The sequence below is a fragment of the Nonomuraea sp. NPDC048826 genome, from assembly GCF_043198225.1.
Classification (GTDB): Bacteria; Actinomycetota; Actinomycetes; order Streptosporangiales; family Streptosporangiaceae; genus Nonomuraea.
On the sequence record NZ_JBICUQ010000004.1, the window covers coordinates 703,106 to 719,495 of the forward strand.

At 72.8% G+C, this 16,390-nt stretch carries 13 protein-coding genes; 6 read left to right on the forward strand and 7 right to left on the reverse strand.

What is annotated here, in order from left to right:
• Positions 1-3 precede the first annotated feature (3 nt).
• Entirely contained in the window at positions 4-189 is a 186-nt protein-coding gene (locus ACGFI7_RS17785; protein WP_393405456.1) for a hypothetical protein, read from the reverse strand.
• 22 nt (positions 190-211) lie between these two features.
• Here ACGFI7_RS17785 and map point away from each other — a divergent pair, with 22 nt between their 5' ends.
• Positions 212-1,060: a type I methionyl aminopeptidase gene (gene map / locus ACGFI7_RS17790; RefSeq protein ID WP_393405458.1), complete on the forward strand. Its 849-nt coding sequence runs from the start codon at positions 212-214 to the stop codon at positions 1,058-1,060.
• Here the strand turns inward: map and ACGFI7_RS17795 are convergent.
• From ACGFI7_RS17795 to ACGFI7_RS17810, 4 genes are all read right to left on the reverse strand, one after another.
• Complete coding sequence (locus ACGFI7_RS17795) at positions 1,047-1,436, reverse strand: sensor histidine kinase (RefSeq protein WP_393405460.1); 390 nt, start codon at positions 1,434-1,436, stop codon at positions 1,047-1,049. The genes map and ACGFI7_RS17795 overlap by 14 nt on opposite strands.
• A gap of 176 nt (positions 1,437-1,612) precedes the next feature.
• Positions 1,613-3,583: a cytochrome c oxidase assembly protein gene (locus ACGFI7_RS17800; protein WP_393405462.1), complete on the reverse strand. Its 1,971-nt coding sequence runs from the start codon at positions 3,581-3,583 to the stop codon at positions 1,613-1,615.
• Positions 3,580-4,182: a copper resistance protein CopC gene (locus tag ACGFI7_RS17805; protein WP_393405464.1), complete on the reverse strand. Its 603-nt coding sequence runs from the start codon at positions 4,180-4,182 to the stop codon at positions 3,580-3,582. Before ACGFI7_RS17805 ends, ACGFI7_RS17800 begins: the two co-directional genes overlap by 4 nt.
• Positions 4,183-4,226: 44 nt before the next feature.
• Entirely contained in the window at positions 4,227-5,510 is a 1,284-nt protein-coding gene (locus ACGFI7_RS17810) for a helix-turn-helix domain-containing protein (RefSeq protein ID WP_393405466.1), read from the reverse strand.
• A gap of 464 nt (positions 5,511-5,974) precedes the next feature.
• Between ACGFI7_RS17810 and ACGFI7_RS17815 the strand changes: the two genes are divergently transcribed.
• Entirely contained in the window at positions 5,975-8,800 is a 2,826-nt protein-coding gene (locus ACGFI7_RS17815; RefSeq protein WP_393405468.1) for a BTAD domain-containing putative transcriptional regulator, read from the forward strand.
• An 8-nt stretch (positions 8,801-8,808) separates the two neighbouring features.
• Here ACGFI7_RS17815 and ACGFI7_RS17820 read toward each other — a convergent pair whose 3' ends face one another.
• The gene (locus ACGFI7_RS17820; RefSeq protein WP_393405470.1) at positions 8,809-10,290 is read right to left on the reverse strand and encodes a PucR family transcriptional regulator; all 1,482 of its coding nucleotides are present in this window, start codon (positions 10,288-10,290) and stop codon (positions 8,809-8,811) included.
• Between the two features lie 94 nt (positions 10,291-10,384).
• Between ACGFI7_RS17820 and ACGFI7_RS17825 the strand changes: the two genes are divergently transcribed.
• The 3 genes from ACGFI7_RS17825 to ACGFI7_RS17835 are packed head-to-tail and all read left to right on the forward strand — an operon-like array spanning position 10,385 to position 14,247.
• Entirely contained in the window at positions 10,385-12,553 is a 2,169-nt protein-coding gene (locus ACGFI7_RS17825; protein ID WP_393405472.1) for a xanthine dehydrogenase family protein molybdopterin-binding subunit, read from the forward strand.
• 20 nt (positions 12,554-12,573) lie between these two features.
• On the forward strand, positions 12,574-12,807 hold the full coding sequence (locus ACGFI7_RS17830) for an EF-hand domain-containing protein (RefSeq protein WP_393405474.1): 234 nt from the start codon (positions 12,574-12,576) through the stop codon (positions 12,805-12,807).
• Between the two features lie 54 nt (positions 12,808-12,861).
• Positions 12,862-14,247 (forward strand): NCS2 family permease, encoded by a 1,386-nt coding sequence (locus tag ACGFI7_RS17835; protein ID WP_393405476.1) that lies wholly within the window; start codon positions 12,862-12,864, stop codon positions 14,245-14,247.
• Here the strand turns inward: ACGFI7_RS17835 and ACGFI7_RS17840 are convergent.
• A complete protein-coding gene (locus ACGFI7_RS17840) occupies positions 14,244-15,116 on the reverse strand; it encodes an excalibur calcium-binding domain-containing protein (RefSeq protein WP_393405478.1) in 873 nt (290 codons plus the stop codon). The two genes, ACGFI7_RS17835 and ACGFI7_RS17840, sit on opposite strands and share 4 nt — an antisense overlap.
• Before the next feature lie 157 nt (positions 15,117-15,273).
• Here ACGFI7_RS17840 and ald point away from each other — a divergent pair, with 157 nt between their 5' ends.
• A complete protein-coding gene (gene ald, locus ACGFI7_RS17845) occupies positions 15,274-16,389 on the forward strand; it encodes an alanine dehydrogenase (protein WP_393405480.1) in 1,116 nt (371 codons plus the stop codon).
• Position 16,390: the final 1 nt, after the last annotated feature.

The window sequence follows — 16,390 nt, forward strand, 5'->3', positions numbered from 1 at the left end:
GGGCTACTCGTCGTCCTGGTCGGCCTCGTCCCACGCCTTGTTGCGGTCGGCCGCGCGCTGCAGCGCGCCCGCGGCCTCCTGCTCGGTCGCGTACGGACCCATCCGATCCTTGTTGGGGCAGCCCGCGTCGGGCTCGACCCGCATGTGCTTGAGACAGAACCACCACTGGCCATCGGTCACGGGTTTCATTCTGCCCGTAGACTCGTCTTTCATGACGACACTGCTCCAGCCCGGCCGAATTTCGCCCATGCGAAAGGTTCCCGCCCACATCGAGCGGCCGGAGTACGTCGGCAAGAAGCGCCCCAAGACCGGCGAGTCCGACGTGAAGTCCCCCGAGATCATCGAGCGCATGCGGGTCGCCGGCCGCATCGCCGCCCAGGCGCTCGAAGAGGTCGGCCGGCACGTCCGGCCGGGCGTCACCACCGACGAGCTCGACCGCATCGGCCACGAGTTCCTCATCGACCACGGCGCCTACCCGAGCACGCTCGGCTACAAGGGCTACCCCAAGTCGCTGTGCACCTCGATCAACGAGGTGATCTGCCACGGCATCCCCGACGACACCGTGCTGCGTGACGGCGACATCGTCAACGTCGACATCACCGCCTACATCGGCGGCGTGCACGGCGACACCGACGCCACCTTCCTGGTCGGCGAGGTCGACGAGGAGTCGCGGCTGCTGGTCGAGCGCACCCGCGAGGCGATGATGCGGGCCATCAAGGCCGTCGCGCCGGGCCGCCAGCTCAACGTGGTCGGCCGGGTGATCGAGGCGTACGCCAAGCGGTTCGGCTACGGCGTGGTGCGCGACTTCACCGGCCACGGCATCGGCACCACCTTCCACTCCGGCCTGATGGTGCCCCACTACGACGACCCGTCGCTCCGGGTGGAGCTGGTGGCGGGCATGACGTTCACGATCGAGCCGATGCTGACCCTGGGCACGATCGACTATGACATCTGGCCCGACAAGTGGACCGCGGTGACCAAGGACCGCAAGCGCACCGCGCAGTTCGAGCACACGATCCTGGTCACCGAGGCAGGCAGCGAGATCCTCACGTCGCCCTAGGCACGATCCCCGTCACGGTGGTGCCCTCGTCGGGCACGCCGTTGACCGACAGGGAGCCGCCGAGCTCGGTGAAGGCCGCCCGCATGCGGGCGATGCCCGGCCCGGTCAGCGGCGGCCGGAAGCCCTTGCCATGATCGCTGACCGTCATCCGCAGACCGCTCGGGGCCACCGTGACGGCGATCGACACCGTCGCGGCCTCGCTGTGGCGCTCCACGTTGTCGAGCGCCTCGGCCATGACGGCCAGCACCCCTTTCGCGACCCGCGGCGGCACGTCGGCGGACGGCAGGGCCCACACCTCCACCGTGATCCCGGTGCGTCTCGACCATTCGGCCAGGTGTCCTTCGAGCGCTTCGGCCAGGCTTTCCCCCCCGCGCATGCGCGTCTCTTCCGTCACCGATCTACGCCTTCCTGAGGCCCGAGCGCGCCGGCTTCGCCGCCGGCGTCACGGCGCAGCACACCCCCCACGGCAGGCTCGCGCCTTCCCCCATCGTGAAAAGGCTACCCGGCGTTCCGGCGCCGCGCCGGGGAAGATAGCAGGCACTACCCGATCGGCTACTCGCGCTTGTCGAGCTGGTTGAGCCTGGCCAGGTAGTCGTTGTACGAGCTGAGCTCCGGGTCGCCGGACCGCTCGGCGGAGCGGTCGTCGCGCCGGGCCTTGCGCTCCTCGCTCCGGTACCACTGCACCGCGATGGCCAGCAGCACGATGAGGGTGGGGATCTCGCCGAACCCCCACGCGATGGCGCCGCCGTTCTGCTGCTCCAGCAGCAGCGGGCCGCCCCAGGACCGGTCGAGCTGCTCGTACCAGCCCGGCGCGATGACCGTGCCGGTCATCATCAGCGCGATGCCGAAGAACGCGTGGAACGGCATGGTGACGAACAGCAGCAGCAGCCTGCCCACGTAAGGGAGCTGGTGCGGGCCGGGGTCGATCCCGATGACCACCCAGAAGAACAGGCTGCCGCTGACCAGGAAGTGGAGGATCATGAAGACGTGGCCGAGGTGCTCCTCCATGGCGGCCTCGAACAGGGGCGTGAAGTAGAGCGCGTAGGTCGACGCGATGAAGATCGCGGTGGCGATGCCCGGATGCGAGACGACGCGCACGTACCCGCTGTGCAGGATCGCGGTCAGCCACTCGCGCGGCCCGCGGTCGCCCCGCCGGGCGGCGGGCTTGAGCGCGCGCAGGGCGAGCGTGACGGGGGCGCCGAGCACCAGGAAGATCGGCACGATCATGGCCAGCGTCATGTGCTCGATCATGTGCACGTCGAACATGACCTTGGCGTACCGCGACAGGCCGCTCTGGGTGGTGAAGACGAGGATGGCCACACCGGTGAACCACGCCGCGGTGCGGCCCCACGGCCAGGCGTCGCCGCGCCGCCGCAGCCGTACGACGCCCGCGCCGTACAGCCCGGCCAGGGCGGCGGCGAGGAGCGCGAAGAACAGGTCGAACCACCACAGCGTGAAGATGTTCGCCAGCGAGATCGGCGGCGGCACCGGGTAGCCGAGGAGGTCGAAGGCGCGGTCGGCGGGCAGGCTGACCGGCGGCGGCGGGGTGCGTGACAGCGCCACCGCGAGCCCGATCGTGGCCAGCATGAGCATCAGCTCGCCGCCCGCGAGCCGGGCGAACGCGCGCGGCCGGCCCGCGTCGAGGTCGGCGAGCGTACGCTGGCGGTGCCACCAGCCGACGTAGCCGAGCAGCACGAACGCCACGATCTTGGCCACCACGAGCACGCCGTAGCTGGACGTCCAGAGGTCGGAGAGCGCGGTGAGCCGCGCCAGCACGCTGAAGACGCCGGACAGCCCCACCCCGGCGTAGGCCCACAGCGCCAGCCGGGAGAAGCGGCCGGCGGCCACGTCGAGCTGCGGCCGCTTGAGCGCGGCGTGCAGGGCGAGCACCGCCAGCCCGCCCACCCACAGGGCCAGCGTCAGCAGGTGGAGGGTGAGCGAGGTGAGGGCCAGGCCGTGGTTGGGCGAGGAGGCGGAGTGGCCGGTGAGCGCCGGCGGCGTCAGCGTGACGAGCGCGAGCAGCAGCAGGCCCGCCGCCGCCCCGGCGGTGATGACGCCGCGCGAGAACAGCGCGATCGACAGCCCGAACAGCACCACGAGCGTGAGCGCGATGCCGGGGCTCTCCTGGGTGGCGTAGCCGACCAGGAAGCTGCGGTTGAGGATCTGCGGGACCGGCCGCGCCCACACGTCGGAGACGCTGAACACCATGGTGAGGAACGCCGCCGCGGCCCAGGCCAGCCCCGCCCAGGACGCGGCCCGCACGTAGCTCTGCGCGGTCTTGCCCAGCACGCCCTTCTCGTTGGGCAGCAACAGGGCGGCGGCCAGCAGCAGGCCGACCGTGGCGACGCCGGCGACGTCCATGGCCAGCTTGGAGACCGGCAGCCCCCACCGGGTCACGGCCCCGGACGAGGGCACGCCGAGGATGATCCTGGGGAACGCCGCGCCTCCGGCGATCATGGCGATCACCAGGGCGACGACCGCCGCCCCCGCCGCCGCGAGCGCGAGACGCGCGGCCCTGGTCACGGCTTCTTCTTCCGGGCGCTCAGCAGGAACCCGATGCCGATGCCGACGAGCGCGCCGACCACGATCAGCAGCCAGACCGGGAAGGTCGCGGAGTCGCTCTCCGCGGACACCTCCTGCGCGGGCTGCGTCTCCGCCGGCTGGGACTCCGCGGGAGCCGCCTCCGTGGCGGTCGGCTCCCCGATCGCGCTCTCGGCCGGGGACGCGCTCGCCTCGGGCGTCGCGCTCGGCGGCGGGCTCGCGCCCTTGACGGTGAACGGCACCTCGCCCTCGATCGGGTGGCCGTCGGACGAGACGACCCGGAAGGCGATGGTGTATTTGCCGTCGGGCAGCTCGCCCTTCAGCTCCTGCGTCACCACCACGCCGTCGACCTCGGGGTCACCGGCCTGGTGCTGGCTGTCACCCGGCCCGCGCACGACCACGAAGGGCATGCGCACCTTGCCGGTGAACTCCAGCTCGACCTCGTCGACGGACTTGACCGTGGCGCCCTTGGCGGGATTGCTGCTCTTGAGCGCGTCGTGCGCCAGGGCGGGGCCGGCGGTGACGAGGACGAACAGCGCGGCGAGAATCGCGGTGACGGCCGCGAGCGGGGAACTCTTCATGGCAACTCAAGGCTACCGAGCACCCCGCCCGGTCCGTACCCCGATCAGAGACCTGCGCAGGCCAGCGCGCGCTGGTAGGCCTCCACGCTGCTGTCGGTGTCGCCGATCTCCTCCAGGGTCTCGGCCGTGGCGTACCAGGCGCCGGCCGACTGGAAGGACGACGGCATCGGCTCCAGGGCCTGACGGATGACCCGCAGGTGACGGTCGGCCTCGGCGGCGTCGCCGCGCAGGCTGTGGGCCCGGCCCAGCAGCAGGTGGGCCTGCGGCACCTGGGCGACGGCCGTGTCGGACAGCAGCTCCTCGGCCGCGTGGCCGTGCTCCAGCGCCTTGTCGAGGTCGCCCGTGACGAACGCGACGTGCGCCAGCTCGGTGCGCGCCCGCGCCCGGTCGATCACGCTGGTGGAGCTCTGCTCCTGCTCCCGGATCGCGCGGTGGAGCTGGTCGAGCAGGGAGGCCGCCTCCTCGGGCTGCACCCGCCGCTTGAGCTGCGCGTACGCCACCCGCATCTTGGCCAGCAGCCTCGGGTGGTCGGTCTCGGCCATCAGCGCCAGGGCGCGCTCGGCGAAGGTCAGCGCCTCCTCGCGGTGTCCGGTGTAGTCGGCGGTGTAGGCGGCGTTCCAGTTGGCCGCGGCCATGGCGCGCGGGGTGCCGAGCGCCTCGGCGGCGTTGAGCAGCTCGGCGGCGAACTGCCGGGCCCGCAGGTGGTCGCCGCGGACGAGGTAGGCGGCCAGCAGGGTGGCGCCCAGCTCGACCATCAGGTCGGACCACACGGGCCGGTTGGGGCCGCTCAGGAAGCGCTCGCCGATCTCGACGGCCTCGGTGAGCCGGTTGCTCTGCCGGTTGATGCGGCACAGGGCGATGGCGATCTCGATCTGGCGCTCGGCCGGGAGCTCCTCGCCGCGCAGCCGTTCGAGGATGCCGATCGCCTCTTCGCGCTGGCCGTACGCCTCCGTGGCGAGGGCGAGCCCGAATTCGGTCTCTTGACGAAGCTCCGTGAGACCTGTCAGGTTGTTGTCCGCCAGCAGCTCGGCGAAGCGGCGGCGGGCCTCGGCGACCTCGCCGTTCTCCAGGGCCAGCCGGGCGTAACCGAGCGCGAGCTCGATGTCTTCCATCTGCTCGGCGGTCACTCCGTTGATCAGATAGGAGAGTGAGCAGTCGAGCTTCTGCGCCAGCAGTTCAAGCACGGCCGGCGTGGGAGTGCGCTTGCCACTCTCGATCAAGGAGACATAGCTGTCAGACAACTCCGGATGCGCGAGCTGCGCCTGCGACAGGCCTCGCTGCCGCCGCACCGTCTTTATACGGAGTCCGACTAGATCAGATGTGGTCACGGTCGCCGCTCCCTGAAATGATAAGTTCCAAGCAAGTCCCAGATCCGCGAGGGAGATCCCCCATGCGCACGCGCCTCACCATGTCCGCACTCATTGCCTTGCTCGGGGCCGTGGTGGCCGTTGCAGGTAATAGTACGGCCGCGAACGCGGAAACGTCTGCCCCCGTCTCAGTCTCGATGGTCGCCTTCAACGACGAGCTCTGCTGCTGATCCAGCACGGTGAGAGCGGCGACGCGGTCGCCGTGCCGATGTGACGCTCGTCATGTGATCGCATGGCCGGGCCGTCGGCATGTCGTGCCCCCGTCGCCGCCGCCCCGTCCGATGTTCCCCAGGCCCCACAGGCGATCATCGTAGGCGGGGCGTCTACATTTCTTCTAGACGGTGCCATGTCGGCCTGATCGGCCCCGCTCCCCGCCCGTGATCCGGTCACGCCAGCCGTGGTCCGCGGCACGGGGGGAGAGTCACTTGGCCGATGGCGTCGTCTTCCGGCTCCTGGGGCCGGTCACCGCAGCGCGTGACGGCGTACGGATCGATCTCGGCTCGCCACGCCGGCAGGCGCTGGCGGCCATCCTCGCCGCGTGGCCCGGCCACGTGGTGCCGATGCCGCGGATCATCGACGGCATCTGGGGCGACGACCCGCCCAAGACCGCCGAGCAGAGCGTCTACACCTACGTGGCGGGGCTCAGGAGCGCGCTGGAGCCGTCCCGGCGGCGGCGCGAGCCCTCCAGCCTCGTGGTCGGCGGCGCCGGCGGCTACCTGTTACGGCTCGACCCCGCCCAGGTCGACGCCCTCGCCTTCGCCGAGCGGGTCGACCGGGCCCGCCGCGCCATCGGGCAGGGGGCCTACGCGAACGCGCTGCCCGACCTCGACGAGGCGATCGGCCTGTGGCGCGGCGACGCGCTGGCGGGGGTGCCCGGCCCCTTCGCCGAGGGCGAGCGGGCCCGGCTGACCGAGCTGCGCCTGGCCGCCCAGGAGTTTCGAGCGGAGTCGCTGCTGGGGCTCGACCGTCCGCAGGACGCGCTGTCGCCGCTGCAGTCCATGATCCGCAGTCATCCTCTCCGCGAGCGCCCGCGCGAGCTGCTGATGCTGGCCCTGTTACGGTGCGGCAGGCCCGCCGAGGCCCTGGTGGTCTACGAGGACAGCCGCCGGGTGCTCCGCGCGGAGCTGGGTGTCGAGCCGGGAGAGGCGCTGCGCCGCGCTCACCGGCTGGCCCTGGCGGGCGGGCCTGCCGATCGGGGCGGCGACGTCCGCCCGCCGGCGCCTCGCCAGCTGCCCCGCGAGCTGGCCGGGTTCGTGGGCCGGGCCCCGGAGATCATCCGGTTGAAGGGGCTGCTCGCGCCGTGGGACGACGCCGAGCCGAACCCCCTGGTGGTCATCTCCGGGCCGCCCGGGGTGGGCAAGTCGGCGCTGGCGGTGCGGATCGGCAACCTGGTCAAGGACCGCTACCCCGACGGCCAGCTCTACGTGAACCTGCGGGGGGCGACGGTCGGCCTGCCGGGGCTCGGTCCGCTGGACGTGCTCGGCCGGTTCTTACGCGCGTTCGGCGTCGACGGCGACGCGATCCCCGGCGACGTGGACGAGGCGGCGGCGCTGTGGCGGAGCACCCTCGCCGGCAAACGGGCCCTCGTGCTGCTGGACGACGCGGCCGGGCTGGGGCAGATCCTGCCGCTCATCCCGGCGCCCCGGGGCACCGCGATGGTGGTGACCAGCCGCGAGACGCTCGCCGCGGGCGACGACTGCGTGCAGCTCCATCTGCCGCGGCTGTCGCTGTCGGAGTCCGTCACGGTCCTGGCCAAGCTGGCCGGGGCGGAGCGGATGGCGGCGCACCCGGAGGAGACGGCCGGCCTGGTCAGGCTCTGTGACGGCCTGCCGCTCGCGCTGCGCATCGCGGGCGCGCGGCTGGCCGACCGCCCTTCCTGGAGCGTGTCGGCGCTGACCGGCCGGCTCCGCGACGAGCACCGCAGGCTGCACGAGCTGGAGGTGGGCGAGCTGGCCGTCCGGGCCAGCCTGGCGGCGAGCTGGCGCGCCCTGGACGGCAGCGCCCGGCCGATCGACCGGGTGGCCGCACGCACGCTGGGCCTGCTCGGGTCGCTCCATCTGCACGACGTGACGGCCGAGGTGGCGGCGGCGCTGCTGGGCAGCGGCGCCGACGAGGCCGAGCGGGCGCTGGAACGCCTGGTGGACGCGCACCTGCTGGAGCACCCGGCCAGGCCCGGCCGCTACCAGCTCCATGACCTGGTCCGGCTGTTCGCGGCCGAGATGGCGCCGGACGACGCCGCCGCGCCGCTCGCCCGCGCGCTGAGCTTCTACATCGCCTCGGCGCGGCTGGCCGTCACCGCCATGGACCCGCACCGGGTGCAGGCCGACGGTCCCGAGGTCGACGCCGTGCCGCATGCCGTCGGCGGCCGGGACGAGGCGATCGCCTGGCTGGCCGGTGAGGAGACCAACCTGGTCGCCGCCGCCGGGCAGGCCATGGCGAGCCCCGACGCCGAGCTGGCCCGGCTGGGGGTGGCGCTGTGCTTCTCGCTCTTCTGGTTCCAGCACTACGCGCACGAACCCGTACCGCTGATCACGCTCAACCGGCAGGCGCTGGAGGTCTGCGAGCGGCTGGGCGACCGGCTGGGCGCCTATCACGCGCACGGTCACCTCTCCTGCGGGCTGTCCCTGCAGGGGAAGGCGGAGAGCATGGCGCACCTGGAGGCCCAGCTCGTGCTGGCCGGGGAGCTGGGCGACCGCTTCAGCGAGCAGCGCACGCTGGGCAACCTGGCCAACCTCGCCAACGAGCAGGGGCTGCACGAGCAGGCGCTCGGCCACGCCCGGCGGCAGCTCGCGCTGGCCCGCCGCATCGGCGCCGACGTCGGCGTGCGCTACGCGCTCATCATGCTGGGACGGGCCTGCCAGAGGCTGGGCCGCCCGGCCGAGGCGCGCCGGCACCTGCGGACGGCGCTGGCGGCGGCCGAGCGGATCGGCGACACCGGCCACGTGATGAACGTGTGCCTGATCCTCGGCGAGGTCTGCCTGGACGAGGGCGATCCGGCCGCGGCGGCGGGCCACCTGGAGCGGGCGCTGGCGCAGAACCGCGCGCACGGGAACCGGTTCGGCGCGCTGCAGTGCCTCGTCCTGCTGTCCAGGGCGCGCCGGGCGATGGGCGACGCCCACGCGGCCCTGCCGTACGTCGCCGAGGCGGTCCCGCTGGCCCGGCTGCTGGAGAACGTCAAGTGGCGGCGGGCGGCGGAGTCCGAGCAGCGGATCGTGCACGAGCTGGTCGGCGTGCCCGCCGTGCGCGTGTGAGTGCGGGGTCACTCCGCCCGCAGCGCCAGGAACAGGTCGACCCGGTCGGCCATCGTCGACAGGTCCCTGCCGGTCAGCTCCTCCACCCGCTTGATCCGGTAGCGCACGGTGTTGACGTGCACGTGCATCCGTTCGGCGCAGGCGTTCCAGGAGCCCGCGCAGTCGAGGAAGGTGGCCAGCGTGCGCACCAGCTCGGACTGGTGCCCGGCGTCGTAGTCGAGCAGCGGGGCGAGCAGCCGGTGGGCGAAGGAGCGGCGCACGTCGCCGGGGACGGTGGCCAGCAGCAGCGCGTGCGTGTAGATCTCGTCGGAGGTGACCACCCCGCCGTCCCGCGCCTGGGCGAGCCGCCGGGCGTGACCGGCCTCCTCGACGCCGCCGCGCAGGGCGGACGCACCGGTCAGCGCGCCGCTGAGCCCGACGCGGACGCGGGCGTCCGGCAGCGCGGAGAGGATCTCGGCCCCGGCGCGCAGCCGGGCGGCCAGGGCGGCGACGTCGTGGCCGCGCAGCGGCACCACCGCGACCGCCTCGTCGGCGCCGGGCGGGGCGACGATCTCCCGGCCCAGCAGTTCCTCCAGCACCTGGCCGCCGAGCGTGGCCGGGTCGGGGCCGCGGGTGGCGCCGGGCCGGGGGACGGACGCGCTCACGACCGCGTACGGCTCGGCGACGTCCAGGCCGCAGGTGCGGAAGCGGGCGTTCAGCTCGGTCGCGTCGGCCCCGGAGAGCGCGGCGGCCAGCAGTTGCCCGGCCAGGCGGCGCTCCACCCGCCGCCCCTCCTCCATCCGGCTGCGCTCCAGCGCCACGCAGGCCGCCAGCTCGTAGCCCAGGTCGGCCCGGTCGAGCAGGTCGCCGTCGCAGGCCAGCAGCCAGCCGCCGGCCCGGTGGCCGCGGCCGACGCCGAACAGGGTGTGGCCGCCGGCCAGGCACGGCAGCCGGGGCGCCGTCAGGTAGGCGCGGGCGAGCCCGGCGGGGTCGTCCGGCGCGCCGACGATCACGTCTCCGACGGCGGAGACGACCGCGCCGGTCACGCCGAGCTCGGCGGCGGTCAGCGCGAACAGCTCGGGCAGGTCGGCGCCCTCGGCGACGGCGGCGACGAGCCTGCGGTGGCGGCCCAGCGCCTCGCGCGCGTCGCCGGTGAGGCCGGGCGCGAGCCGCTCGGCGAGAGTGCGGAAGGAGACCTCGGTGGGGACCTCCAGGAGGGGCAGCCCGGCCCGCTCGCACGCCGTCACGAGGTCGGCGGGGATGTGCCCGAGCCATGCCTGTCCGGCGCCGAGCCCGGCCACCCCGGCCTCGACCAGGGCCGTCACGAACCGGGCCGAGTCCTCGGGCCCGGTGCGCCACATCAGGCCGGTCAGCACGAGCTCGCCGCCCGACAGGTAGCGTCCGGGCTCCGGCAGGTCGGTGATGTGGACCGTGGTGAACTCGCGGTCGGGGTCGCCGGTGAGCAGCCGCAGGCGCGGCTCGCCGATCTCCAGCAGGTCACGTATCCGCACTTGGAGGAATATACAAGGCGGCACGTCACCGGGCTTACCCCGATTTCACCTGCCGCGCATACCGGGGCAGCCCGGGCGGTGCTCTACTCGAAGGATGACGGAGACGGCGAGTTCGCTGCGGCACGGCGTCGGCGAGAGCGCGCGGCGGCCGGACGCGGTGCTGAAGGTGACGGGCGAGTTCGCCTACGCCTCTGACCTGTGGCTCGAAGGCATGGTGTGGGGCGCGACGCTGCGCAGCCCGCACCCGTCGGCGTGGATCCGGTCCATCGACGTGGGGCCGGCGCTGGCCGTCCCCGGCGTGCGCGCGGTCCTGACGCACGAGGACGTGCCGGGCGAGAAGTTCTACGGCCTGGAGCACAAGGACCAGCCGGTGCTCGCCATCGACCGGGTCCGCTACCAGGGCGAGCCGGTGGCGCTGGTGGCCGCCGACCATCCGGAGACGGCGCGCCGCGCGGCGGACGCGATCGTGGTCGACTACGAGGTGCGCGAGGCGGTGACGGATCCGCGGCTGGCCACCGAGGTGGTGCGCCACCAGCCGGTGCGCACCGGCGAGGTGTTCGAGGCCGAGGTCGTGGTCACCGGCGAGTACGAGGTCGGCATGCAGGACCAGGCGTTCCTGGGCCCGGAGTCGGGGCTCGCGGTGCCGGCCGAGGACGGCGGCGTCGACCTGTTCATCGCCACGCAGTGGCTGCACGTCGATCGCGACCAGCTCGCCCCGTGCCTCGGGCTGCCGCCGGAGAAGGTGCGGCTGACGCTGTCCGGGGTCGGCGGCGCGTTCGGCGCCCGTGAGGACCTGTCGATGCAGGTGCACGCGTGCATGCTGGCGCTGCGGCTGAACCGCCCGGTCAAGATCGTGTACGGGCGCGAGGAGTCGTTCTTCGGCCACGTGCACCGCCACCCGGCGCGGATGCGCTACGAGCACGGCGCCACCCGCGACGGCCGGCTGGTCTACGTCAAGGCGGACATCCTGCTGGACGGCGGCGCCTACTGTTCCTCCTCCCCCGCCGTGGTGGGCAACGCCGCCTCGCTCGGCGTCGGCCCGTACGAGGTGCCGAACGTGCTGGTGGAGGCCACCGGCGTCTACACCAACAACCCGCCGTGCGGAGCGATGCGCGGGTTCGGCGCGGTGCAGGCGTGTTACGCGTACGAGTCGCAGATGGACCGCCTGGCCGAGGCGTGCGGGCTGTCGCCGGTGGAGATCCGGGTGCGCAACGCGGTGTCGCAGGGCTCGGCGCTCATCACCGGGCAGGTGATCGACTCGCCCGCGCCGCTGGCCGGCATGCTGCGCGAGCTGGAGTCGTTCCCGCTGCCGCCGCCCGCCGACGACGACCTGCGCGCGCTGCCGGGCGGCGTCTCGCAGACCACGCACGGCGAGTCGGTGCGGCGCGGCGTCGGGTACGGCGTCGGCATCAAGAACATCTGCTTCTCCGAGGGCTTCGACGACTACTCCACCGCCCGGGTGCGGGCCGAGCTGGTCAACGGGGAACCGCACGTCACCGTGCACACCGCGGCCGCCGAGGTGGGCCAGGGGCTAATCACGATCCAGGCCCAGATCGCCCGGACCGAGCTGGGCGTGGACCACGTGACGGTGGCGACCGCCGACACCTCGGTCGGGTCGGCGGGCTCGTCGTCGGCCTCGCGCCAGTCGTACGTGACGGGGGGCGCGGTGAAGGCGGCCTGTGAGGCGGTGCGCGAGCGGTTCGGCGGGCTGCCGGTACGGGAGGCGCTGGAGAAGTTCGGCCCCGTGGAGGAGACCCGCGAGTTCCGGCACCGGCCGACGTTCCCGCTGGACCCGCTCACCGGGCAGGGCGACTCGCACACGCAGCTCGCGCTCTGCGTGCACCGGGCGGTGGTGGACGTGGACGTGGAGCTGGGCCTGGTCAAGGTGGTCGAGCTGGCGGCCGTGCAGGACGTGGGCCGGATCCTGAACCCGCAGGCGCTGGAGGGGCAGATCCACGGCGGGTCGGCGCAGGGCCTCGGGCTGGCGCTGATGGAGGAGATCCAGATCAAGGACGGCAAGGTGCTGAACCCGTCCTTCACCGACTACCTGATCCCCACCATTCTCGACATGCCGCCCATGACGATTAAAATCCTGGAGAATCCAGACCCGTCTGCTCCGTACGGATTGCGGGGCGCGGGCGAACCCCCGACACTCTCCTCCACCCCCGCCATCGCGGCGGCGGTGCGCGCGGCGACCGGGCTGCGTTTGACGCGCGTTCCGATCAGACCCGAAGATATCGCCTTGGCCCACACCGGGGGCTGAGCGACGACGGGGAGGACCCAATGGCTGACGCACGCGAGGCCGCCAAGGCCGAGTTCGAGCGGTTCGACGCCGACGGCGACGGCCTGCTGACGGCCGACGAGATCAGGCAGGCCAACGAGGCCCTGGGCGGCCAGGGCGCCGCCGAGGCGGAGATCGAGGCGTTCATCTCGTCCGCCGACCGCGACGGCGACGGCCGGATCGCGCTGGAGGAGTTCGTCTCCCTGGTCGGCGGCGGCAGGCACCACAAGGCATGACCGGCTTTCCCGCCGGGTAGGGCACCCGGCACTCCCCCGTCTCGCTGAAGGGGGATGCCGGTGCTCGACAGATTCTTCGAGCTGTCCCGGCGGGGCTCGACCGTCGGCCGTGAGGTGCGCGGTGGCGTCACCACCTTCATGGCGATGGCGTACATCATCCTGCTCAACCCGATCATCCTCGGCGGCGCTCAGGACATCACCGGCGCGAAGCTGACGATCGCGCAGCTCACCACCTCGACGGCGCTGGCGGCGGCGATCTCCACGCTGCTCATGGGGCTGGTCGGCAACGCGCCGCTCGCGCTGGCCGCGGGGCTCGGGCTCAACGCCGTGGTCGCCTACCAGGCCGCTCCCAGCATGACCTGGCCGCAGGCGATGGGCCTGGTCGTGCTGGGCGGCGCGGTCATCATCGTGCTCGCCGTGACGGGCCTGCGCACCCTGATCATGAACGCGATCCCACTGGCGCTCAAGCACGCCATCAGCGTCGGGATCGGCCTGTTCATCGCGCTGATCGGGCTGGTCGACGCCGGGTTCGTGGCGCGCGGCGAGGGCACGCCGGTGCAGCTCGGCGCGACCGGCCACCTGACCGGCTGGCCGGTCGCGGTGTTCAGCTTCGGGCTGCTGCTGATGATCGCCCTGTACGTGCGGCGCACGCCGGCCGCGATCCTCATCAGCATCGTGATCACCGCGATCGTGGCGATCGTGGTGAACTCGGTGGCCACGATCGACCAGGCCGACTGGGGAGTGGTGGCGCCCCGGGTGCCCGAGTCGCTGGTGTCGGCGCCGGACTTCGGGCTGGTCGGGCAGGTCGACCTGTTCGGCGGCTTCGCCACGGCGGGCGCGCTGACCGCGACCGTGGTGCTGTTCACGCTGGTGCTGTCGGGGTTCTTCGACGCGATGGGCACGATCATCGGCGTCAGCGACGAGGCCGGGCTCGTGGACGACCAGGGGCGGGTGCCGCGGCTGGGCCGGATCCTCACCGTGGACGGCGTGGCCGGCATGGTGGGCGGGGCGGCCAGCGCCTCGGCGAACACGGTGTTCGTGGAGTCCGCCGCCGGCGTCGGCGAGGGCGCGCGGACCGGTCTGGCCAGCCTGGTCACCGGGGCGCTGATGGCGCTGGCCCTGCTGTTCACGCCGCTGGCGGCGGTGGTGCCCGCCGCGGCCGCCGCGCCCGCGCTGGTGCTGGTCGGGGCGCTGATGATGATGCAGAGCAAGAACGTGCCGTGGCAGGACCCGGACGTGGCGATCCCCGCGTTCCTGACGATCGCGCTGATGCCGTTCACCTACTCGATCACCAACGGCGTGGGCGCCGGCCTGATCGTCTACACGCTGATCAAGGCGGCGCGGGGCAAGTTCGGCGAGATCCCCTGGCTGCTGTGGGTGGTGTCGCTGGTGTTCCTGGCGTTCTTCGCGGTCGACTGGCTGGGCGGGCTCTTCGGCTAACGCAGGTCGCCGGAGTTGCAGGCGACGCCGTTGCCGTCGACGTCGACGTACCAGGCGTACTCCTCGTGCGTGCCCTTGGTGTAGGGGCCGTAGCCGGCGGCCGTGGCCTCCTTGCAGGTGGGGAAGCGCTGGTCGGGGGTGCGGGTGCCGGCGCCCCGCTGATCGGCCCCGGTGGGGTCGCCCGGGAGACCGGTGGCGGGCGAGGTGACGGGCGACGAGGCGGGCGGTGAATCGGCGGGCGAGTCGGCCGGGGTGGCGGGCGGCGAGTCGGCCGGGGTGGACGGCTGGGCGGAGTCGCCGAGCAGGCGGGTGGTCAGCGTCTCGGCCTCCTGCTGGGTCATCCCCGCGATGCTGAGGCTGTCGCCGTCCATGCTCTGGGTCACGATGGGCGCGGCCACGACCGTGCGCGGCACCAGCACGACGGCGATCTGCCGCTGGTCGCCGACCTGCTCGTCGATGAGGTCGACGAGCTTCTGCTTGAACGCGGGAGCGACCGCGATCCGCACCGAGTAGGTGCCGTCGCGCTCGCGCACCGCCTCCACCCGCTGCACGGAGGAGACCGTGACGCCGTCCTCCAGCAGGTAGCAGGTGGTCTGCGCGTCGTCGAGCGCCGCCTCCTCACCCGGGCAGGGCGCGGCCTTGGTCTCGCGCACGGGGGCGAAGTGGATCGGCGTGGACAGTCGCTGCGGCGGGTTGCCGCCGAGGAGCGGGGCGTCGGGGGCCTGGGTCATCAGGACGGCGATGGTGCCGAGGACGCCCGCGATGAGGACGATCAGGACGAGCGAGACGATCAGGATGACGGTGGTGACCTTGCTGGCCCTGGGCGGCCCCGGATCCGCTGCCGCCGGCGGCTCTTGCGGCTTGTCCATCGTCGATGTCCCCATCCTGACTACGGGCTGCGGTGAGCTTATCGAGGACCGGTGGATGCCGGGTAATCGACTGAATATTTCTCGTTCTTGCGTGCAGAGGCAGACAATGGAGAAGGAATTACGGCGACAGCGCGGTTGCCCAGGAACGGGAGTGACCATGAAGGTCGGTGTCCCCCGCGAGATCAAGAACAGCGAGTATCGCGTGGCCCTCACCCCGGCGGGCGCGCACGAACTGGTGCGCCAGGGCCACCAGGTGTTCGTCGAGCGGGAGGCGGGCGCCGGCTCGTCGCTCCCCGACGCGGACTTCGAGGCGGCGGGCGCGGTCATCCTGCCGGACGCCGACGCGGTGTGGGCCGGCTGCGACCTGATCCTCAAGGTCAAGGAGCCGGTCCCGGAGGAGTACCACCGGATGCGCAAGGGCCAGGTGCTCTTCACGTACCTGCATCTCGCGGCCTCGGCCGGGTGCACGAAGGCGATGCTCGACGCGGGCGTCACCGGCATCGCGTACGAGACCGTGCAGACGCCCGACGGCCGGTTGCCGCTGCTCGCGCCCATGTCGGAGGTGGCGGGCAGGCTGGCCCCGCAGGTCGGCGCGTACCACCTGATGCGCTCGCGGGGCGGCAGGGGCGTGCTGATGGGCGGGGTGTCCGGGGTGCGGGCCGCCCACGTGGTGGTCATCGGCGCGGGCGTCTCCGGCATGAACGCGGCCGCGATCGCGCTCGGCATGCAGGCCGAGGTGCTGCTCCTGGACAACAACATCGACAAGCTCCGCCAGGCCGACATGATCTACCAGGGCCACTGCCAGACGGTGGCGTCCAACACGCTGGAGATCGAGCAGGCGGTGCTGGAGGCCGACCTGGTCATCGGCGCGGTGCTGGTGCCCGGCGCCAAGGCCCCCGAGCTGGTGCCCGACGAGCTGGTCGCGCGGATGAAGCCGGGGTCGGTGCTGGTGGACATCTCCATCGACCAGGGCGGCTGCTTCCAGAGCTCGCGCCCGACCACGCACGCCGAGCCGACCTACGAGGTGAACGGGTCGATCTTCTACTGTGTGGCCAACATGCCGGGCGCGGTCCCGCACACCTCCACGTTCGCGCTGACGAACATGACGCTCCCGTACGCGCTCGCGATCGCGGACCTGGGCTGGGCCCGCGCGCTGCGCGAGGACCCGGCGCTGGCGCTCGGCCTGAACACCCACGAGGGCCACCTGACCAGCCGGCCCGTCGCCCAGGCGCACGACCTGGAGTGGACGCCGCCGGAGCAGGCCCTCACCTAGG